A 21,235-nucleotide genomic window follows, 5' to 3' on the forward strand; every position below is an offset into this window, starting at 1 on the left:
ACAACCAGGATCACCTGATCCGGCTCGGAGCCCGGAGCGGTCGAGATATTGACCGTCTGGAAGAAATCCAGAGCTTCAAGACGACGCTTGGCGCGCTGCACCATGACCTGATTGAAGGCATCGCCTTCGTTCATGTCGAACTCACGACGAATCACGTAGTCGCGCGTCTTGTCGTTGCCGCGGATTTCAATGCGCTGAATGTAAGCGCGCGGACCCTGATCGACACTGTAAACGACCGAGATCGTGCGGTTTTCGAAGTTACGATCGCCGCGCGGCTCAACCTTGGCAAAAGCATAACCGCTACCGGCAACGCTTTCGGTCACAGCCAGAACGGAATCTTCAACTTCCTTGGCGCTATAAGCGCGACCCGAACGGGTCTTCACGAGACCGCCGAGCGCGTTGGTATCAACGCCATCAACGGTGCTTTCAACGCTCACATCACCAAAGGTATAACGCTGACCTTCATCGACCGTGATGGTGATCGTGTATTCATTGGTCGACGGATCAAGAACCGCATTCGACGAAACAACGCGGAAATCCGCGTAGCCGCGATTGTAATAGAAGCGACGCAGCGTTTCTTCGTCAGCCTGCAAACGGCCTTCGTCGTAAACGTCATTACGGGTCAGCCACGACAGCGGGTTCGAACGCTTGGTGGAGATGACATCGCGCAGACGACGGCCGCTATAGGCCTGATTGCCGACGAATTCGATATTGGAAATCTTGGTGCGCGAGCCTTCGTTGACTTCATAGACAACGTTGACGCGACCCTGACCGAGATCGACGGTGCGTGCATTCACGGTCGCATCGCTGCGTCCGATATGTGCATAGGCAGCCTTGATGGCTTCCTTGTCCGATTCCATCGTCGCCGCATCGTAAGGCGAACGCGGCTTCAGCTGGACGGCGCGCGTCAGATCAGGATCCTTGATCTTCTTGTTGCCCTGGAACAGGACATTATTGACCACGGAACGTTCGTTCACGGTCACGACGAGCGTGCTGCCGGACTGATTGATGCGAACATCCGAAAACAGGCCCATGGCGAAAAGACGCTTCACCGCAGCATCAATATCAGCGCTGGTGAAGGCCTTACCCGGACGAATGTCGATATTGTCGCGAATGGACTGCGCATCAACACGCGTATTGCCGCGAACGTCGATACGGCTCACAACGGCAGCTTCCGCGACATTCACGGATGCCAGCGAGAGCGCTGCAGTACCCGAAGCCACTAGAGCCACCGACATGGCGAGCGCAGACGCGGCGCCAAAGAATTTAGAACTTGCCGTCATAGGCTTTCCGAACCTTCGTTTCTGTCCCCGGGACGATTAACCCAGAAAAATGCGTACAGATACAACCGTATTAGCCGGTTTTTCCATACAAGCAAGCGTTGCGGTTAAATTCTGTTTACTTAGGCAACAAGCGTGGCATCCGTGCCACGCGAATTGTGAGTTATGGTAAACAGATTGCTTAGCTTTTCCGGTCGTCGCTCCCAATGTTCACTTCTGTTTAACACCTTGCCCGGCCTCCGTCGGACAAGGTGTCGTCTCTTTGCGGCCAGCCTAACCGGACAGGCCGGTCAAGCCAATAACCCCAAGATCGCCATCCCCCAAGATTTCAATTCCTAGGACCGCTGCCTGAGCCAGTCGGCAATTGATCTAGCAGGCAAAGAGGTCGTTGAAAAGTACGAACCCCATAAATCCCATCACAAGGAGGAATCCAATACGGTAGAAAATTTCCTGCGCTCCCGGTGACACCGGGCTGCCCTTGATTGCTTCCACAGCATAGAAAACCAGATGCCCGCCATCCAGCGGCGGCAGGGGAAACAGGTTCAAAAGCCCGATCCCGATGGAGAGCATAGCCGTCAATTGTATCAACCAATCAAAGCCGGCGCTCGCCGCCTTGCTCGCCATATTGGCAATTTTGACCGGCCCACCGAGCTGACACTTGTCCTCACGGCCAAAAGCGAAACGTGTGAAAAACTCACCCGTGCGGCTGATGATGAAACCGGTTTCCATCACTGCCTGCCCGACTGATTCGAGCGGGCCGTATTCAATACGGCGGAAATTACCAACCGCTTCGGTGGTCTCCACGCCAATGGCGCCGAGCTTCACCTTGTTGCCGAGCGGGTCTACACGCTCGACAGTCGCAGGCGTCGCCTTGAGATCAACCATCTTGCCGCCGCGCTCGACCGTAAAGTCGAGCGTGTCACCTGCCCGGCCCGAAACAATGCGCTGCACATCGGAAAAGGTGGTGATCTTCTCGCCCTCTACGCTGATAAAGCGATCACCCGGTTCAAAACCAGCCGCGGCGGCCGGGCTGTTGGGCTGTACGCCTGCAATCAGCGGATCAGCGATCTGGCGGCCGTAAAGCGCAAAGAAAATGCTGAAAATGACAATCGTCAGAATGATATTGAAAGCAGGTCCGGCGAAAACCGTTGCCGCACGCTTCCACACAGGCTGGGTATGGAACGCACGCTTGCGATCTTCCTCGCTCAGCGCAGTGCTATCCACACCGACAGGCGAACTGGTTTCGCTTTCATCGCCGATGAACTTCACATAGCCGCCGAGCGGAATCGCAGAAAGCTTCCAGCGCGTTCCACGCCGATCAGTAAAGCCGAGCAGTTCGGGGCCGAAACCGATCGAAAAGGCCTGCGCACCAATGCCACACCATCGTGCGACAAGATAATGCCCCATCTCATGCACAAAAACGACGACTGTAAGAACGAAAAGGAACGGTACGATTGTCCCGACAAGCAGGCTTTCACCGCCAAAGAAAAAGGCCAGAGCCTCCTGCAAATCACTACTCCTTACAAATCACCCGTTGATCGACTGCGACCTCGATTGGCGCGCCGATCCTCGTACTCTACGAATCGTCTGCCGCTTAGAAACTGAAAAAGATTGCAGATGGCACATCCGGCTCAGCAATCACGGCACCAAAGAGGTATAGAAGTGCGGCGGCGGCGACAAGCCCGTCGACGCGATCCAGCACTCCGCCATGGCCGGGCAGAAGACGCCCCGAATCCTTGGCGCCGAACTGGCGCTTCACCCAGGATTCAGCCAGATCGCCGATCTGGGAAACAATGGAAAGCAACAGAGCCAGAAGCGGCACGATCAAGCTGCCCGGTGTTGCCACCAGTGATGCGACCAGAATGCCGCCTGCAACAGCTGCTGCAGCACCGCCAATGGCGCCTGACCAAGTCTTGTTGGGGGAAAAACGCGGTGCCAGCTTCGGCCCACCCAAGGCACGTCCGTTGAAATAGGCTGCAATATCCGTGGACCAGACGACGGCGAACAGAAAGACAATGGCCGTAAAGCCGAAAGGTTCGTCACCACGCAGCAGCGACAGCGATATTGCCGAGAAGCCAGCATAGAAAAGCCCGGCTGCGGGCCACGCCCGACCGGTTTTCCACTGGGTGGCGAGAAGAATCAGTGTTCCAAGCAGAAGCGTACCGATAGTCAGCAACGCGCTGCGATCCAGAATCAGAAGAACGCTTGTCAGAACCAGCCAAGCCCAGCCGAGCATTCGGGAAAACGAGGTTTGACGCGGGGCGCTGAGTGCCGTCCATTCGTAGAACATCGCCAGACCGATAGCGATTGCGAAAAGCGTGAAACCCAACCCGCCTACCCAGGTCAGCCATAAGGCCGCTGCGCCGAGCACGATGGCGGTGAGAATACGGGTTTGCAGATTGGACATTGAGACCTTTCGGCTTGCGCTGCGTCAGGGCATGCGATGCGATGGAACACGGCAATAGAGAAGCATGGCAGCGAAACGATCCGTCATGACATCTATTGCCCGATAGCCCGGCTGCCCTCTTCGCAATCTTCGAGGCTGGTTTCAAGATTGCTCCGCGCCTCGACGCCACCAAAGCGACGTTCGCGCTGGCGGAACACTTCATAGGCAGCATCAAGATCTGCCGGACGGAAATCCGGCCAGTGCCCCGGCATAAACAGGAACTCCGCATAGGCAGCCTGCCAAAGCAGAAAATTCGACAGACGCATCTCACCGCTGGTGCGGATGATGAGGTCCGGGTCGGGCATGGAAGCAGTATCGAGATTGGCCGAGATCAGCTCGGAAGAAATCGACGACGGGTCCAGAAGACCGGCAGCAACATCGCGCGCCAGGCTCTTGACCGCACGGACGATCTCGTCGCGTGAACCGTAATTGAAGGCAATCACCAGATTGAGGCCGGTATTGCGGCGGGTCAGAGTTTCCGCCTCGGTGAGCAACCCGCGAATATCGTCGGTCAGCCCTTCCCGCTCGCCAATAATGCTAACCTTCACATTGTTACGATGAAGATCGGCAAGGTCGCGGCGAATGAACAGTTTGAGCAGACCGAGCAGGTCATTGACCTCACCGCTCGGCCGCGACCAGTTTTCGGAAGAAAACGCAAAAAGCGTGAGATAGCCAAGACCGCGATCACCTGCCGCCCGCACCGTTTCGCGCAAAGCCTCAACGCCAGCACGATGCCCGGCGCTGCGTGGCAAACCACGCGCCTTCGCCCAACGGCCATTGCCATCCATAATAATGGCGATGTGGCGCGGATCGGACATTCCTGGCTCTCCCTATACGATAATCACGCAGGTCATGGTGTGATGAATTTGAAGTTCCCCGTTATTAACATGGCATCCACGTTACGGGACTTCAAATTCGTAGGCCACACCAGAGTCTGTGTATTGCTAGTGTGGCTTTAAATCCGAAATTCGTTCGCAACCCCGCTGCGAGATACGCGAATTTCGGATTTACCGCACTAAACCTGCATGATTTCGCCTTCCTTGACGGCAACGACCTTATCCATTTCAGCAATGGTGTCGTCGGTCAGCTTCTGCACTTTTTCGGACAGAACCCGGCTGTCATCCTGACTGATGTCGCCGTCCTTCTCCAGCTTCTTCAGCGTGTCCATGCCATCGCGGCGGACGTGACGAGCGGCGATGCGGCCCTGCTCGGCATATTGATGCGCGATCTTGACCAGCTCCTTGCGGCGCTGTTCGTTCAGCTCCGGCAGTGGAATACGCAGCGTCATGCCATCGGTGATCGGGTTAAGGCCCAGACCGGAATCGCGAATAGCGCGTTCGACAGCACCAACCATGCTCTTGTCCCAGACGGAAACCGAAAGCATGCGCGATTCAGGAACAGTGATATTGGCAACCTGATTGATCGGCATCGTTGCGCCATAGGCTTCGATGGTGATCGGCTCAAGCAGGCTGGCGGAAGCACGGCCGGTGCGAAGACCGTTCAGATCGTGCTTCAAAGAATTGACTGCGCCTTCCATGCGGCGTTTCAGGTCGTTGATGTCAAAAGCATCACTCATGCATATTCTCCTTCGATACGCAGCAAGACATGTGAACGATCATCGTTGATCAATTGTCGGAAACGATCGTGCAGCGTCCCTTGCCTTGCAGAATTTCGGCCAAGCCGCCGTTTTCATGGATGGAATAGACTATTATCGGAATGTTGTTCTCGCGCGCAAGGGCGACGGCAGCCGTATCCATGACAGCAAGGCCGCGATCGAGAACTTCCTTGTGGGTGAGCGTGTCGAAACGCGTCGCGGTCGGGTCCTTTTTCGGATCAGCCGAATAGATGCCGTCAACCTGCGTGCCCTTCAACAGCGCATCCGCTTCGATTTCCGCCGCGCGCAGCGCAGCAGCAGAGTCGGTCGTGAAGAACGGATTGCCCGTGCCGCCTGCGAAAATCACCACTTTGCCCTCGTCCATATAGGCCGTAGCCTGACGCTGCGAGAAGCTCTCGCAGATTTCAGGCATTGCTATGGCGGAGAGAACAACGGCATCAACGCCGATCTTGTGCAGTGAAGTGCGCAGCGCCAGCGAATTGATCACCGTCGCCAGCATGCCCATATGGTCGCCGGTCACGCGGTCGCCGCCCTTGGACGCCACCGCTACACCGCGAAAAATATTGCCGCCGCCGATCACCACGCCGACTTCGATACCCAGCAGACGGGCCTGCTTGATATCGTTGGCGATCCGGTCTGCGACGGAAACATCGATGCCGAAACCCTGACTGCCCATCAATGCCTCGCCCGAGGCTTTCAAAAGGACGCGCTTGTAGGCGGGCTTGCCGGACATGGAATGCTCTCCGCTGATCGAAATAAAGTGATTGTGTTGGGTTCCGATACACGAAGGGCACCGCGTTGTCACGCGATGCCCTTCATAATCAAAAGCCTTTTCAGGCTAAAGCCTGTTCTGAAAGCAGAAAGTCGCTTTCGGAGGAAGAAAGAGCTGATTAGCCCTTGGCAGCAGCAGCGACTTCAGCAGCGAAATCGCTTTCTTCCTTTTCGATGCCTTCGCCGAGAGCGACGCGGGCAAAGCCGACGATCTTGGCCGGAGCGCCGATGGTCTCTTCAGCTTCCTTGAGGGCAGCTGCAACCGTCAGGTCCGGATTGATGACGAAAGCCTGCGAAAGAAGAACGACTTCTTCGTAGAACTTGCGCATACGGCCTTCGATCATCTTTTCGATGATGTTGTCCGGCTTGCCGGATTCACGAGCCTGCTCGATGAAGATCGACTTTTCGCGTTCAGCGGCAGCCGGATCAACGTCTTCAGCGGTCAGCGCGAGCGGGTTGATAGCAGCAACGTGCATGGCAACCTGACGACCGAATGCGTTTGCAGCTTCTGCATCACCAGCGGTTTCGATAGCAACCAGAACGCCGAGCTTGCCGAGACCGTCAGCAACGCCGTTGTGGATGTAGGTTGCAACGGTACCCTGCGAAACGCTGAGGGCAGCCGAGCGACGGAAGCTGATGTTTTCGCCGATGGTTGCAACTGCGTCCTTGGCAGTTTCGGTGACGGACTTGCCGTCGACATTGGCGTTGGCCACAGCTTCGGTCGAACCGTCGGTTGCCAGGGCAGCCTGAGCGATCTTGCGAACCAGATCCTGGAAAGCGTCGTTGCGGGCAACGAAGTCGGTTTCGGAGTTGACTTCAACGACAACAGCCTTGTTGCCGGAAGATGCAACGCCAACCAGACCTTCAGCAGCCGTACGGCCAGCCTTCTTGTCAGCCTTTGCAATGCCCTTGGCGCGCAGCCAATCGACAGCAGCTTCGACGTCGCCATTGGTTTCTGCAAGAGCAGCCTTGCAGTCCATCATGCCAGCGCCGGTCAGTTCGCGGAGTTCTTTAACCTGAGATGCGGAAATGCTCATTGTGTCGCCTTTCACGAAAGCGAAGGCACACCGAATGGGTGTGCCAACTTTGAACCGGCGCTATTTTGACGTAGCGTGTTTTTGTCCGAAAACCGTCAAACGTGCTTCGGAATCACGCCTTGCGCCGGAATGAAACGAGATTATCCATCCGCCTCTATCAGAGATATGACGGATGGATGAAATCATGCGCTGATTAAGCGCCTTCAGCCGGAGCTTCGAGAGCTGGCTCAACCGGAGCTTCAGCCTGTGCACCGATGTCGATGCCCATTGCGCCCTGCTGGCGAGCAATACCGTCGAGAGCAGCGCGTGCAATCAGATCGCAATAGAGCGAGATGGCGCGTGCGGCGTCGTCGTTGCCCGGGATCGGGTAGTCGATCTGGTCCGGATCGCAGTTCGAATCGATCACAGCAACAACCGGAATGCCAAGACGCTTGGCTTCCTGGATAGCAATTGCTTCCTTGTTGGTGTCGATGATGAAGATCAGGTCAGGAACCGAACCCATGTCCTTGATACCGCCGAGTGCGCGGTCAAGCTTTTCACGCTCACGCTGAAGGTTCAGAAGTTCCTTCTTGGTGAAGCCCTGGCCTTCGCCAGCCAGAAGTTCGTCGAGCTTGCGCAGACGCTGGATCGAGTTGGAGATCGTCTTCCAGTTGGTCATCATGCCGCCGAGCCAGCGGGCATTGACGTAGTACTGAGCCGAACGGTTTGCTGCATCGGCAATGATGTCCGAAGCCTGACGCTTCGTGCCGACGAACAGAACGCGACCGCCGCGAGCAACGGTGTCCGAAACGATCTTCAGCGCGTTGTGCAGCAGAGGAACGGTCTGGGACAGGTCCATGATGTGGATGTTGTTACGAGCGCCATAGATGAAAGGCGCCATCTTCGGGTTCCAGCGGTGGGTCTGGTGGCCGAAGTGAACACCAGCTTCCAGAAGCTGGCGCATGCTGAAATCAGGCAATGCCATCTTTATTTTCCTTTTCCGGTTTAACCTCCACGGGCTGAGGCGATTGCTCGCCACCGGAGGTTCTTGCCGGATTTCTCCCGACAAAAGCCCAATCCCGTGTGTGGAATAGGCGCGCTGTTAACCGATCACGCCATGAATTGCAAGTCGTTTGGCCAATATACCGCAATCCGTCCGCAGGATGAAAGCGTTTCAGCGCCCACGGTCGGATTACTGGCTTATATAATTATCCCAAGAATGAAAATCTACGGAAAAGAAACGCCAAGAAAAGATAACAGCAATGCAAACAGTATCTTTCTCATATAAAAATCCATTAAATAAATAAAAAGGATACAATGCAATGCATTGTAGCCTTCATATAAATATATGTCACTTTACATTTACTACTTGCAGCTGGCCTTCTGATCAGCCTTGTCGAATACATCGAGCTTCACAAGCTTACCGCGCATGGCAAAGTCACCATAGTCCATGGTGAGGTCACGGGTAATGCCGTTGCGGTAAAGTTTGAAGTTGATGCGATAGATCGGCAGTCCGTCCTGCTTTTCCTTGTCATCGAAATAGGCAATGGTCACTGGCCAGACCGGATCCTTGGAAAATTTGCCCATGAACTTGGTTTCGTCATCGGCTGGATTCTGCCCTTTGCCAACGACTACCGTGGTGGCGACCACGCGGTCGGCATCTTCAGAGGCGTCGAACAGCGAGGTCTGGTAAAACTTCTCGCCCGCTTCCGCCTTGCCGATCAGCTCTTCCATATGCTGGGTGGGAAACTGCGTTGCCCGCAGATCAATCTTGTTTTCTTTCGGCTTCGAAAGTTCCACAACGGTCTTGCCGCCTTCAAGCTTGGCATCGCCGCGCACTTCCTTGACGAGATCCTTATCAACGAAGGTTTTATTGACGAAACGGAAGCTCTTGCCGTCATTGCCTTCAAACGTCGTCGTCTGCTGATCGGTCACGCGCTGCGGTTGTTCTTCCATGTCGATGCGGGTCACGAAACGGAAGTTGGTCGTATAGCCTTCGCAGGCCGATCCGTTGAACTCGTAAACCATGCGCCCGGTCAGGCCACTGATTCCCGACTTTTCATCGGCACGGTCCAGTGTCAGGTCATAAACGGCACGGTGCGGCACCAGCGTTACAGTCGAAGCCGCTTGGGCCACGCTCGCAAGTCCAGCCCACACACAGGCAGCGGTTCCACTTGCAGCTACAGCAACCTTAAAACCCGGCTTCAAAAAACGCATACATGAATCTCCCGATGAGTTGACAAGCATGATAAAAAAACTCGTGGCGGAAGCGAGGCAAAAAACGCACCCTTCCCAAAAGCTTCACCGATTCTGCCTATAGGTTGACGGAGAAGTCCCTTTGCAAGCAAGGATTAATGCAATGACCGACACGATCGAAAGCCGCCTGAAAAATCTGGGTATATCCCTGCCGGTAGCGGCTGCACCTGCCGCAAACTACGTTCCTTTTGCTGAAACAGGCTCGCTTTTGCTCACGTCTGGCCAGCTGCCGCTGGAAAATGGCAAACTTGTGCACACTGGCCAGGTTGGCGACAAATTGACGGTTGCCCATGGTCAGGTTGCTGCGCGCGCTTGCGCCGTGAATATTCTCGCACAGGCCAAGGCCGCACTCGGCGATCTTGAAAAGATCAAGCGCATCGTAAAGATCACTGTTTTCGTGTCATCGACGGCCGATTTCGTTGAACAGCATCTCGTCGCCAATGGCGCGTCGGATCTGCTCGTCGCCGTTCTGGGCGATGCAGGCAAACATGCGCGATCCGCTGTCGGCGTCGCCAGCCTGCCGCTCAACGCACCGGTTGAAGTCGAAGCGATTATCGAGGTTGCATAATGTCCTCTATCGAATGGCTCGCAAAGCGCCCAATAGCGCATCGCGGATTGCATGATCTGAACAAGACCCGTTGGGAAAACACGCTGGCTGCCTTTGAAGCTGCCGCCAAGGCTGGCTTTGCCATCGAATGCGATGTGCATTTGACGAAAGACGGCGGCGTGGTCGTTTTCCATGATGACGACCTGCAACGCCTTGCAGGGCGCGAGGGCCGTATCAGCGATCTGACGCTGGCTGAAGCAACCGCGCTTCATGTCGGCGGCACTGAAGAGCGTGTACCGACGCTTCGCCAGATGCTCGATCTGGTCGATGGTCGTGTTCCACTGGTGATCGAGCTGAAAGGCATCGAAGGTCGTGACGATGGGCTGGTCGCAGCCGTTGCGCGTGAACTCGCCGGATACAAGGGCGAAGCCGCCATCATGTCGTTCGACCATCACCTGATCCGCCGCTTTGCAAGCGACGCGCCGGGCATTCCGGGCGGGCTGACTGCGGAAGGCACGCGCCCGCAGAATTTCGAAGCGCATTTCTCCATGCTCGCGCATGGCATTTCCTTCGTATCCTATAATGTGCACCATCTGCCGAACCCGTTCGTCACCTTCGTGCGGGAAAAGCTGCATATGCCAGTCATCAGCTGGACTGTCCGTGACCGCGAGATGCAAAAGTACAGCGAACTCAATGTCGAACAGATAACGTTCGAAGGGTTCGATCCGCGCGCACTGGTCGCCTGACAACAAAGGATTTGCGGTGAACGACGAAGATCCGCACAGTGAAGAAAGCTTCGTTCTTCGCATCGTTGAAAATATCAGCGAATTTACAGAAGACGAGTGGAGCAGTCTTGCCGGGGCTTCCCGGCAGGATGCGAACTATAATCCTTTTACAACCCGCGCTTTCCTGTCCGCTCTGGAAGAGTCCGGTTCCGTTTCTCGAAAATCGGGCTGGCTGCCGCGCCATCTTCGCCTCGAAAATAGTCGTGGCGAGTTGCTCGGCGTCGTGCCGAATTATCTCAAGGGCCACAGCCAAGGCGAATATGTGTTCGATCACGGCTGGGCGGATGCATTTGAACGCGCAGGCGGGCGTTACTACCCGAAGTTTCAGGCAGCGATTCCCTTCACGCCTGCAACCGGACCGCGTCTGCTCAACCATATCGCCTATGACGACGAAGCTGTGCGGCTGGCGCTGGCGGGCGGCTTGCGCGAGCTGACGGACCAAGCAGGCGTATCTTCGGCTCATGTGACCTTTGCCCTGCCCGACGAAATCGCAGCGCTTGAGCGCGCAGGCTTCCTCCATCGGACGGACCAGCAGTTTCATTTTATAAACAACGGCTTTTCCAATTATGATGACTTCCTGAGTGAGCTTGTTTCGCGCAAACGCAAAGCGCTCAAAAAGGAGCGGCGTGAAGCCTTGTCCGACGGCATTGAAATAGAGTGGTTGACCGGAAGCGACCTGACGGAAGCGGTCTGGGACGATTTTTTTGCGTTCTACATGGATACAGGCAGCCGCAAATGGGGCCGCCCCTATCTCAACCGCCAGTTCTATTCGCTGATCGGCCAAACTATGGCAGAGGATATTCTGCTGGTCATGGCGAAACGCGCCGGGCGCTATATCGCAGGCGCCATCAATTTCATCGGCGGCGACAGGCTGTTCGGCAGGCACTGGGGCTGTATCGAAGATCACCCCTTCCTGCATTTCGAGGTCTGCTATCACCAAGCCATCGATTTCGCCATTGAGCGCAAGCTGCGCGTGGTGGAAGCAGGCGCGCAGGGCGAACACAAGCTCGCGCGCGGCTATGTGCCTGTTACCACCCATTCCGCGCATTACATCGTCAATGAAAGTTTTCGGGATGCCGTGAGTGACTATCTTGATCGGGAACGGCGCGAGGTTGAACAAATTCACGAGGCGCTGGAGGAACATACCCCCTATCGCCATGAAGACTGATCCAACGAAGCTTGCCTAAATGCGCTCCATGCGGTCAGATTTGGGCGAATTCCAGCATTGGAGAGAATCGCATGTCTGCCACCTATGACGACAACAACATCTTCGCAAAAATCCTGCGCTGTGAAATTCCGTCCACCCGCGTCTACGAAACCGACGATGTCGTCGCCTTCATGGATGTCATGCCGCAGGGCACCGGCCACACGCTGGTCGTGCCGAAAGCACCGTCGCGCAACCTGCTCGACGCCAAGCCCGAGACGCTGGCTATCGTGATCGGAACCGTGCAGAAAATCGCACAGGCGGTGAAGAAGGCGTTTAATGCCGATGGCGTCACCGTCATGCAGTTCAACGAACCGGCTTCCGGCCAGACCGTCTATCATCTGCATTTCCATGTCATTCCGCGTTTTGAAGGCGTTGCTCTCAAGCCGCATACCGGCCAGATGGAAGACCCCGCCGTTCTTTCAGCAAATGCTGAGAAAATTCGCGCAGCGCTCTGATAAGTCTCCGTTTTAGAGCGTCAGCAACCCGGTAACCAGCAGGATTTCCGCGACCGCGATACCGACGAGCAGACGCTTGCCGGCCATCAGATAAGCGGCAAATCCTGCACCGGCTGCTCCGACCCGCAACCAGATCGGCGAATCGGCAAGAGCACCGTTCGGATAAAGGATAAGCTGCGCAATCACGCCTGCGACCAGCGCCGTTGCGATGCATCGCACCAGTACGAGCAGCTCGGAATCCTCGCGCACCCGCCCGCCAACGATCACGCCCATGACGCGAAAGATATAGGTTGGCAGCGATCCCGCCAGTATGATGAAGACGAACGGCCACCACCAGCTGTCGAAACTGTTCCAGTTCATAGCGCCTCCTCCTTCGCCAAGCTGCGTTTCCGGTGAAAGCCGAAGGCGATCAGTCCGCCGACAATGCCGGTGCAGAGCAAGTCATATCCCGGCATGAACTGGTGAAAGACCGGAAAAAGCAGCAGGCCGGACGCCATGGCGACCTGCCCTGCCCGTTCGCGCGCTGACCGCCAGAGCGAGGTTAGAAAATACATCGGCGTGAGCAGGAAAAGTGCAGCAAACACAACCGGCGGGAACGACGACGACAGCATATAGACAATGGCGACGACCAACGCATTGGTGCCAACCAGAACCGAACCGATTCCGGCGAAATAGCTGGTGCGCATGTCGCGCGGAATGTTGCGCAACTCCTCCATCGCCATGACCCATGCCGTGACCGCCACGAAATGGCACAGCGCCGCCAGTGTCAGCTTGCGCGTTTTCGGTCCTTTGAGTTCCGGCAGAAGCGCCACCACCATCGGCATAAGCCGCACCGACGACAGGCCGACAGCGAGTGCGGCGGCTGGCCATGTCGCGCCGGCGCTGATAGCGCCAATCAGCACGACCTTGGCCGGTAGCGCCCAGATGGTCAGCGTCATAAACACCGCCTGCCCGACCGAGATGCCGCTTTCAATGGCAAGTCCGGCAAAGCCGACAAACGAACTCATCAGCAATATGGCAGGAATGCTGAAAATGCGCCCACAACCACGCAGGAACCAGCGAAAATGCTGACCGCTATGCGCTGAAGTCACGTCCTGTTGCGGAGGCTGATCGGGAAGTTGAGTCGCTGGCATGGAGACACGTTAGAATGCATACCGAAAAGTGTGAAATGGTTTTCGGGTGACAAGGTGCGTTAAAACAAAATTCTAACGCGGTAAGCGCCACTTCAAGAAAGACCACCTTCAGACGCCCGCCGCTTTTCGAGGCGAATGTAGTCAGGCCCGACAGTCTTATCGTTCCCCCACCCCATGCTCCGATAGAAGCCAGCAGCTCGCGTTGACGCTCCTGTCTCAAGCCAAATCAGCGCGTGACGCTTGAACAAGTTCTTGCTCTGCGATTTGCACCAACCGCTTTCCGATGCCTTTACCTTCATGGTCCGGAAGAACAAATGCCGCAAAAAGCGAACCTTCAGCGTTATCAATCATCGAAAAACCGACAATCTCATTGTCGTATAGAGCGACCCAACAGCAAAGAGACGTCTGAATCATTTCTGAGACGCTTACTTCAGTAATCCCCATATCGGCCATTTGTTCTACAGACAGATGGTTTTCTCTTACCGAAGTTCTGGCATGCGTTATACGCGGCATATCAGACGGCGTGGCCGGTCGAATTTTGAACTGCATATTCCCCCATAAACAAAAACGGCCCCTCCGAAGAGGGGCCGCCTTATCAGGCTTTACTTCTTGCGCGGTACTTTCGGTACCGAGGACTTGGCAGTCGAAGCTTTCGGCGCCGCCTTGGCGGCTGGCTTAGGAGCTGGTTCGTCCTTACCGGCGAGAACCTTTTCCTTTTCAGCCTTCTTCGGTGCGGCCTTCCGACGAGGAGAAATCTTCTTCTCCGCCGGAATGTCCTTCTTCGGCTTCACAGGCTGCTCGGCAACGGATTCCAGTGACAGGTCGGTCTTGCCGTCTGCCTTGGTGATCACGTCGACGCGCACCGTGCCGCCGTGCTTGAGCTTTCCGAACAGCACTTCATCAGCCAGCGGCTTCTTGATATGCTCCTGAATGACACGTCCGAGCGGGCGTGCACCCATGCGCTCATCATAGCCCTTGTCGGCAAGCCATGCGATTGCGCCTTCGGTCAGTTCGAAGGTGACACCACGTTCGGCAAGCTGTGCTTCCAGCTGAAGAACGAACTTCTGCACGACCTGATGAATGACCGGAACCGGCAGCGGACCGAAGGGAATGATCGCATCGAGACGGTTGCGGAACTCCGGCGTGAACAGCCGGTTGATCGCTTCCATATCGTCGCCTTCACGCCGCGTGGAGCCGAAGCCAATTGCCGCTCTGGCCATATCCGACGCACCGGCATTGGTGGTCATGATCAGGATCACGTTGCGGAAATCGATCTTCTTGCCGTTATGGTCAGTCAGCGAGCCATGATCCATGACCTGCAACAGAATGTTGTAGAGGTCCGGATGGGCCTTCTCGATTTCATCAAGCAGCAGCACGCAATGCGGATGCTGATCGACGCCATCGGTCAGAAGACCGCCCTGGTCGAAGCCGACATAGCCTGGAGGCGCGCCGATGAGCCGCGAAACCGTATGGCGCTCCATATATTCCGACATGTCGAAACGCAGAAGCTCCACGCCGAGCGAAGCAGCAAGCTGCTTGGCAACTTCCGTCTTACCCACGCCGGTTGGGCCGGAGAACAGATAGGAGCCGATTGGCTTGTCCGGTTCACGCAGACCCGCACGGGCCAGCTTGATCGAGGCCGATAGCGCTTCGATAGCCAGATCCTGACCATAGACGACACGCTTCAGCTCCGCATCGAGATGCGACAGGACCAGTTCGTCATCCTTCGAAACGGACTTCGGCGGAATGCGGGCCATCGTCGCGATGGTCGCTTCGATTTCCTTTACGCCGATGGTCTTCTTGCGCTTGTTTTCCGGCAAAAGCATCTGGCTCGCACCGGTTTCGTCGATCACATCAATCGCCTTGTCGGGCAGCTTGCGATCCGAAATATAGCGCGCGGACAATTCCACCGCCGACTTAATGGCGTCGACCGTGTATTTGACCTTGTGGAAATCCTCGAAGTAAGGCTTCAGCCCCTTCATGATTTCAATCGCATCCGGGATCGACGGTTCATTGACGTCGATCTTCTGGAAACGACGCACAAGGGCCCGATCCTTCTCGAAGAACTGGCGATATTCCTTATAGGTCGTCGACCCGATGCAACGGATCGCGCCGGAAGAAAGCGCAGGCTTGAGCAGGTTTGATGCATCCATCGCACCGCCCGAAGTCGCGCCGGCTCCGATGACCGTATGAATCTCGTCGATGAACAGAACCGCGCCCGGAAACTCTTCGAGTTCCTTCACGACCTGCTTCAGACGTTCTTCAAAGTCACCGCGATAGCGCGTACCAGCCAGAAGCGTGCCCATGTCGAGCGAGAAAATCGTCGCGTCGGCGAGCGCTTCAGGAACCTGCCCTTCCACGATACGCTTTGCGAGACCCTCGGCAATGGCCGTCTTGCCGACGCCGGGATCACCCACATAAAGCGGGTTGTTCTTCGAGCGGCGGCACAGGACCTGAATCGTCCGACTGATTTCGCTGTCGCGACCGATCAGCGGATCAATACGACCGGCTTTGGCTTTGTCATTGAGGTTGACGCAGTAAGCGGACAAGGCGTCCTGCTTCTTCTTCGGTCCCTCTTCCTGCTCCACGCCGGGGCGTTGCTCTTCGCTCGGATTTTCAGCGCCGCGGGGCGAACGGGTTTCGCCGCTCTGTGGACGCTTGGAAATGCCGTGCGAAATATAGTTCACGGCGTCGTAACGGGTCATCTGCTGTTCCTGAAGGAAGTAGGCAGCATGGCTTTCCCGTTCCGCGAAGATGGCGACGAGCACATTGGCGCCCGTGACTTCTTCACGATTCGACGACTGGACGTGAATGACTGCGCGCTGGATTACGCGCTGGAAGGCGGCCGTCGGTTTGGAATCCTCGTCATAGCCGGTGACGAGATTATCCAGTTCGCGGTCGATATAATCGGTAACGACGCGCTTCAGGTGGTCCAGATCGACGTTGCAGGCGCGCATCACTGCGCCCGCATCCTGATCGTCGATCAGGGCAAGCAAAAGATGTTCGAGCGTAGCATATTCGTGATGCCGCTCGTTTGCGATTGTCAGGGCTTGATGCAGTGCCCTTTCAAGGCTGGGAGAGAACGATGGCATATGACCTCACTTTTTCTCCATCACGCATTGCAGCGGATGCTGATTCTGGCGGGCAAAATCCATGACCTGGCTCACTTTGGTCTCGGCGACTTCGTATGTAAATACACCGCATTCACCAACACCGTGATTGTGAACATGCAGCATGATGCGCGTGGCATCATCAAGGCTTTTTTGGAAAAAACGCTGCAGGACATGTACGACGAACTCCATGGGGGTGTAGTCGTCGTTTAGAAGCAGGACACGGTAGAGGCTGGGCTTCTTGGTTTTAGGCTGCGTGCGCGTGACCACAACGGTGCCGTTATCCGGCCCGTTCCCGCCATCGGTCTTGCTTTGCATGATTGTATTGAAATGCCTCATGAAACCTGTACCCAAATGCCCATCTGCCGACCCCGCCCTGCGTCAATATGTAGGTCTTTTCCTGCTGATTTTAAGCCCTTCAGTGGCACTTGCAACCGAGACTTATTACCAGCGAGCCCCTTGACACAACTAATATAGGTCAAGGCCCGGTTTGCTAACGCTTTCTGCAAAAAACCACCGTCGCATTTTGTCCGAACAGATGCCGTTAAGCCGCAAAACGGTCTTCATAAATGCGTGATCAAAGGTGGGAACCACATCGGGCGACCAAAAAAATTTCGGATAATTATGAACGACACGCTTACCATAAACGGATTGGTAACGCTGATGACATTAGGGTGGAGGAATTAGATCGCTGTGTGCCTTTTGTGCCGCAGCATAAAAGTTCCGGCAAGGCCAGCTCATAGGCCAGCATTCAGATAGGTCATCATCGTGCGTTTGGCATTCAGTAAAGTCGCATATGCCCTGAAAAAAGCGGCGCAAGCTACGCTCCTTCTCGCGACCGTGACGGGCTGTTCGACAGCCTCCACCACGATACCGGCTATTGCCGCAAGCGACAGGTATGCTGCAATCGTCGTCGATGCGAACACGGGCAAGACGCTTTTTGCCGCGAATGCCGATGCGCAGCGTTATCCCGCTTCGCTGACCAAGATGATGACGCTTTATATGCTGTTTGAGGCCATGCAGGCCGGGCGCATCAACCGCGATACGCCGATCCCTGTGTCGGCTTATGCCCGCGCACGTCCGCCAACAAAGATCGGCTTCCGCCCCGGCCAGACCATTCGCGCCGAAGATGCAGCGCTCGCCATGGTCACCAAATCCGCCAATGACGCGGCTACCGCGGTCGGCGAATATATTGGCGGCTCGGAAGAGCGTTTTGCCCAGATGATGACCGCCAAAGCGCGTCGTCTCGGCATGCGCAACACCACTTTCCGCAACGCATCCGGCCTTCCGAACATGGCGCAGCATTCCACAGCGCGCGACATGGCGATTCTCGGCATTGCGCTGCGTCAGCATTTCCCGCGTGAATTCGCCTATTTCTCGCGCCGCAGCTTCGTTTATCGCGGTCAGACCATCAATGGTCACAACCGCCTGCTCGGCCGCATCGAAGGCGTGGACGGCATCAAGACCGGTTATACCAATGCTTCCGGCTACAACCTCGTTTCGTCGGTCAATCTCGATGGCCGCCGCATCGTCGCCGTTGTCATGGGCGGCAATACCGGTGCAAGCCGTGATGCCCATATGGCGCAGCTGATCAACAAATACCTGCCGCAGGCCAAACGTGGCCGCAGCACAGACGCCCTCATTGCCGCGACGAATGACGTGCCGCAAACCGTTGCCGCCGTCGATCTGCCGAAGGCGAAACAGGCGCCTGTTCCAGTTGCACGCGTAGAAACGGTCAACGACACGATCAATAACGAATCCGGTGAAGGCGATGCGGATCAGCCGCAGGTGCTGGCTCTGGCCGCTCCGACCGCCCGTCCGGCCGCTCTTGCCGCCCAGGCAGCCGTTCGTCCGACGCCAAAGGCCTCTATCCCATCGGGAACGTTGCAGGCCCAAGCGCAGGCTCAGGCATCGCAGCAGGATGTTGACCCGGTCACGACCGCTTCGGCGCCATCAGCTGGCGGCTGGGCTATCCAGATCGGTTCTCTGCCAAGCGAAGGCCAGGCGCGCGACATGCTTGCCAAGGCTTCCTCGTCTGTCGGTGGCGCGCTGCGCAGTGCATCGCCCTACACGGAAACCTTCAGCAAGGGCAACGCCACTTACTACCGTGCCCGTTTTGTCGGCTTCAACTCGAAGCAGGCTGCGTGGGATGCCTGCGCATCTCTCAAGAAGAAGAGCTTCGGCTGCTATGCCGTTGCCAACTGATCAAGCGCGAGGGGACTTTCGCCCCTCGCAACAGCTTCAAACCCGAATTTTGTAAAGCGTAGAGGGTTTCGAGATGTCCAATATGAAAGACACTTACGTACAACCACCGCTGAAGACCGTCTGGTCTCATGAAGAAAACCGTGCGCCTGCACTCGGCGGGCTGTTCTCGGTGCAGACACTCAAGCAAGCCGCATTGCGAATTGCCGATGTGCGCCGCGGCACCGGGTTTCAAACCCGTGATCTCGTCGGCCTGCTGGTTAGCCACGCAGCCCGCAACAAGCGCCTTTCGCAGCCACGCGCAAGAATGCGCATGACGCTGCCTGTCAATTCCAACACGATCACCGTTCGCGTGACGATCGAGAACTGACTGGAACCGAGCTTCACAAAAAAGCCCGCCGATCGGCGGGCTTTTTTGTGCTGAGCTTTTTATCAGTGCTTTGCGGAAGCCACGCCAGCCTGTTCAAAGGTGGCCATGCCGCTGTGGCACTGCGCAGCCGCCTTGACGATGCTGGCAGCGAGGGCAGCGCCGGTTCCTTCGCCGAGACGCATGCCGAGATCGAGAAGCGGCTCCTTGCCGAGTTTTGCAAGCAGCAAGCGATGGCCCGGTTCAGCCGAGACATGGCCAAACAGGCAATGATCGATCGCTTCCGGATTTGCGGCATAGAGTATGGCCGCAGCCGAAGACGCCACAAAGCCGTCGATAATCACCGGGATTTTTTCCATGCGGGCGGCCAGAATGGCGCCAGCCATGGCTGCGATTTCACGTCCGCCGAGGCGGCGCAGCACTTCGAGCGGGTCTTTCAGATGCGCCTGATGCAAGGCAACCGCCTGACGGACCGCTGCAAGCTTGCGCTGCAACAGATCGCCCGTCGAGCCCGTGCCCGGTCCAACCCAGTCTTCCGCCGTACCGCCAAACAATGCGAGTGCAATCGCCGCCGCAATGGTCGTGTTACCGATACCCATTTCACCAATGCAGAGGAGATCGGTGCCACCGGCAATCGCTTCCATGCCAAATGCCATGGTCGCCGCACAGGTGCGCTCATCCATGGCCGGTTCTTCGGTGATATCGGCAGTCGGATGTTCCAGCGCCAGATCGAAAACCTTCAGTCCAAGATCATTGGCAATGCAGATCTGGTTGATCGCCGCACCGCCTGCCGCGAAGTTCTCAACCATCTGCGCCGTGACGCTGGACGGGAACGGCGTGATGTTCTTGGCGGTGACGCCGTGATTGCCTGCAAAAACTGCGACCAGCGGGCGATTGATCTGCGGCGTGCGCTTGCCCGTCCAGGCTGCAAGCCAGGCGGCGATGTCTTCAAGACGTCCCAGCGAACCGGCAGGCTTGGTCAGAGTTACCTCGCGCTCGCGCACTGCCCGTTCAGCACCCAGATCGGGACCGGGCAGATTGCGGATCAGTTCACGAAAATCGTCAAAGGGAAGGCCACTGGCGCTCATATCGTTCAGTCCAATCGATCATGGGAGATGCAAATCTGTTTGGCACGTCCTATAAGCACTCACACAATTTTTCAAATCACCTCTTCGAGCCGATGGCCCTTGAGGCGAAATATCGCGAGCCCTAAATAGTCCTATGGGCGATAAAGTGTTGCGGAGCAGTCATTTGCAGCGAAATGGTTTCATAGGCGATACAATCCGGTCGCTCGGCTTTCTGAGCCGCCTTCCGCTTCCGCCAAGCTGGTTCGAGAACACGGACGATTCGCTGCTACGCAATGCACGCGCATTTCCACTTGCCGGTGCGGTGCTGGGCCTGCTTGCTGGCATCGCGCTGATAATCGCCAATTCTCTGCATCTGCCTGCCCTCGCCTGCGGATTTATCGCAGTTGGCGTACTAGCGGCTATGACCGGCGCATTGCATGAAGATGGGCTTGGCGACACGGCCGATGGCTTCTTCGGCGGAGCGACGCCGGAGCGTCGCCTCGACATTATGAAGGATTCCCGCATCGGCACTTTCGCCGCACTCACACTCATCATTTGGGTCGGCATCAAGGTTTCTCTGCTGACAGCCATTATGGAGCGCGCGGGTCCCGGCTATGCCCTGCTTGCGCTGATCGCCAGTGAAGCGGCAAGCCGCTCTGCCATGCTCGCCTTCTGGCATAGCCTGCCATCAGCCCGTCCCGGTGGACTTGCCGACAGCGTTGGCGCGCCGAGCTGGGAAACAGTGGTTTGCGGCGCGGCACTCGGTTTCGTCATCATGGCGGTCGGGCTGATCCCTTCCGGCGGCGTCCTGTCGGTGATCAACACACTTGTTCTTGTGACGCTGCTGCTTGTCGGCTTTGCCCGGCTTTGCATGTCGAAAATCGGCGGACAGACCGGCGACACCTTGGGCGCTGCGCAACAAATCGCTTCCCTTGCTGTGTTAATCGGGCTTGTCATGACCCTGTAATGCAACCACAT

Annotated in this window: 22 protein-coding genes; 7 read left to right on the top strand and 15 right to left on the bottom strand. The window is 56.7% G+C overall.

Annotated elements, in window-relative coordinates:
• From bamA to eipB, 9 genes are all read right to left on the bottom strand, one after another.
• Positions 1–1,283 (bottom strand): outer membrane protein assembly factor BamA (gene bamA, locus ACTJKP_RS18850; RefSeq protein ID WP_440631767.1); only part of this gene is annotated, 1,283 nt, incomplete at its 3' end.
• Between the two features lie 366 nt (positions 1,284–1,649).
• Positions 1,650–2,789: an RIP metalloprotease RseP gene (gene rseP / locus ACTJKP_RS18855; protein ID WP_440631768.1), complete on the bottom strand. Its 1,140-nt coding sequence runs from the start codon at positions 2,787–2,789 to the stop codon at positions 1,650–1,652.
• An 85-nt stretch (positions 2,790–2,874) separates the two neighbouring features.
• Positions 2,875–3,687, bottom strand: a complete 813-nt coding sequence (locus ACTJKP_RS18860) for a phosphatidate cytidylyltransferase (RefSeq protein ID WP_440631769.1) — start codon at positions 3,685–3,687, stop codon at positions 2,875–2,877.
• 92 nt (positions 3,688–3,779) lie between these two features.
• Positions 3,780–4,544 carry an isoprenyl transferase gene (locus ACTJKP_RS18865; RefSeq protein WP_078340837.1) on the bottom strand — a complete coding sequence of 255 codons (765 nt, stop codon included), beginning with the start codon at positions 4,542–4,544 and terminating at the stop codon, positions 3,780–3,782.
• A gap of 197 nt (positions 4,545–4,741) precedes the next feature.
• The gene (frr, locus tag ACTJKP_RS18870) at positions 4,742–5,302 is read right to left on the bottom strand and encodes a ribosome recycling factor (RefSeq protein WP_078340836.1); all 561 of its coding nucleotides are present in this window, start codon (positions 5,300–5,302) and stop codon (positions 4,742–4,744) included.
• A 49-nt stretch (positions 5,303–5,351) separates the two neighbouring features.
• A complete protein-coding gene (pyrH, locus tag ACTJKP_RS18875; protein WP_078340835.1) occupies positions 5,352–6,074 on the bottom strand; it encodes a UMP kinase in 723 nt (240 codons plus the stop codon).
• A gap of 157 nt (positions 6,075–6,231) precedes the next feature.
• Positions 6,232–7,149: a translation elongation factor Ts gene (gene tsf / locus ACTJKP_RS18880; protein WP_440631770.1), complete on the bottom strand. Its 918-nt coding sequence runs from the start codon at positions 7,147–7,149 to the stop codon at positions 6,232–6,234.
• Positions 7,150–7,342: 193 nt separating this feature from the next.
• Positions 7,343–8,113: a 30S ribosomal protein S2 gene (rpsB, locus tag ACTJKP_RS18885; RefSeq protein WP_113533587.1), complete on the bottom strand. Its 771-nt coding sequence runs from the start codon at positions 8,111–8,113 to the stop codon at positions 7,343–7,345.
• Positions 8,114–8,493: 380 nt separating this feature from the next.
• Positions 8,494–9,345, bottom strand: a complete 852-nt coding sequence (gene eipB / locus ACTJKP_RS18890) for a cell envelope integrity protein EipB (protein ID WP_440631771.1) — start codon at positions 9,343–9,345, stop codon at positions 8,494–8,496.
• A 142-nt stretch (positions 9,346–9,487) separates the two neighbouring features.
• On the opposite strand from eipB, the gene ACTJKP_RS18895 reads away from it, so the two are divergent.
• The 4 genes from ACTJKP_RS18895 to ACTJKP_RS18910 all read left to right on the top strand — a co-directional run bounded on the left by ACTJKP_RS18895 (position 9,488) and on the right by ACTJKP_RS18910 (position 12,378).
• A complete protein-coding gene (locus tag ACTJKP_RS18895; protein WP_109369174.1) occupies positions 9,488–9,952 on the top strand; it encodes a RidA family protein in 465 nt (154 codons plus the stop codon).
• Positions 9,952–10,677 carry a glycerophosphodiester phosphodiesterase gene (locus ACTJKP_RS18900; RefSeq protein ID WP_440631772.1) on the top strand — a complete coding sequence of 242 codons (726 nt, stop codon included), beginning with the start codon at positions 9,952–9,954 and terminating at the stop codon, positions 10,675–10,677. Before ACTJKP_RS18895 ends, ACTJKP_RS18900 begins: the two co-directional genes overlap by 1 nt.
• A 16-nt stretch (positions 10,678–10,693) precedes the next feature.
• Entirely contained in the window at positions 10,694–11,884 is a 1,191-nt protein-coding gene (locus ACTJKP_RS18905) for a GNAT family N-acetyltransferase (protein WP_440631773.1), read from the top strand.
• Positions 11,885–11,955: 71 nt separating this feature from the next.
• The gene (locus ACTJKP_RS18910) at positions 11,956–12,378 is read left to right on the top strand and encodes an HIT family protein (protein WP_440631774.1); all 423 of its coding nucleotides are present in this window, start codon (positions 11,956–11,958) and stop codon (positions 12,376–12,378) included.
• A 12-nt stretch (positions 12,379–12,390) separates the two neighbouring features.
• On the opposite strand, the gene ACTJKP_RS18915 is transcribed toward ACTJKP_RS18910, so the two are convergent.
• From ACTJKP_RS18915 to clpS, 5 genes are all read right to left on the bottom strand, one after another.
• Entirely contained in the window at positions 12,391–12,738 is a 348-nt protein-coding gene (locus ACTJKP_RS18915; protein ID WP_138786817.1) for an AzlD domain-containing protein, read from the bottom strand.
• Positions 12,735–13,385, bottom strand: coding sequence for an AzlC family ABC transporter permease (locus tag ACTJKP_RS18920; RefSeq protein ID WP_113533606.1), 651 nt, complete (start codon positions 13,383–13,385; stop codon positions 12,735–12,737). Before ACTJKP_RS18920 ends, ACTJKP_RS18915 begins: the two co-directional genes overlap by 4 nt.
• A gap of 342 nt (positions 13,386–13,727) precedes the next feature.
• Entirely contained in the window at positions 13,728–14,060 is a 333-nt protein-coding gene (locus tag ACTJKP_RS18925; RefSeq protein WP_440631775.1) for an N-acetyltransferase family protein, read from the bottom strand.
• A 53-nt stretch (positions 14,061–14,113) separates the two neighbouring features.
• On the bottom strand, positions 14,114–16,603 hold the full coding sequence (clpA, locus tag ACTJKP_RS18930) for an ATP-dependent Clp protease ATP-binding subunit ClpA (RefSeq protein ID WP_440631776.1): 2,490 nt from the start codon (positions 16,601–16,603) through the stop codon (positions 14,114–14,116).
• Positions 16,604–16,609: 6 nt separating this feature from the next.
• A complete protein-coding gene (clpS, locus tag ACTJKP_RS18935; RefSeq protein ID WP_078340823.1) occupies positions 16,610–16,960 on the bottom strand; it encodes an ATP-dependent Clp protease adapter ClpS in 351 nt (116 codons plus the stop codon).
• A gap of 429 nt (positions 16,961–17,389) precedes the next feature.
• Between clpS and ACTJKP_RS18940 the strand changes: the two genes are divergently transcribed.
• Positions 17,390–18,826, top strand: coding sequence for a D-alanyl-D-alanine carboxypeptidase (locus ACTJKP_RS18940; protein WP_078340822.1), 1,437 nt, complete (start codon positions 17,390–17,392; stop codon positions 18,824–18,826).
• Positions 18,827–18,899: 73 nt separating this feature from the next.
• On the top strand, positions 18,900–19,193 hold the full coding sequence (locus ACTJKP_RS18945; RefSeq protein WP_078340821.1) for a hypothetical protein: 294 nt from the start codon (positions 18,900–18,902) through the stop codon (positions 19,191–19,193).
• Positions 19,194–19,255: 62 nt separating this feature from the next.
• Here ACTJKP_RS18945 and cobT read toward each other — a convergent pair whose 3' ends face one another.
• Positions 19,256–20,278, bottom strand: coding sequence for a nicotinate-nucleotide--dimethylbenzimidazole phosphoribosyltransferase (gene cobT / locus ACTJKP_RS18950; RefSeq protein ID WP_078338479.1), 1,023 nt, complete (start codon positions 20,276–20,278; stop codon positions 19,256–19,258).
• 163 nt (positions 20,279–20,441) lie between these two features.
• Here cobT and ACTJKP_RS18955 point away from each other — a divergent pair, with 163 nt between their 5' ends.
• A complete protein-coding gene (locus ACTJKP_RS18955; protein ID WP_440631777.1) occupies positions 20,442–21,224 on the top strand; it encodes an adenosylcobinamide-GDP ribazoletransferase in 783 nt (260 codons plus the stop codon).
• Positions 21,225–21,235: the final 11 nt, after the last annotated feature.

It is taken from the genome of Brucella sp. 22210, assembly GCF_052045675.1.
In the GTDB taxonomy this organism is placed as follows: Bacteria; Pseudomonadota; Alphaproteobacteria; order Rhizobiales; family Rhizobiaceae; genus Brucella.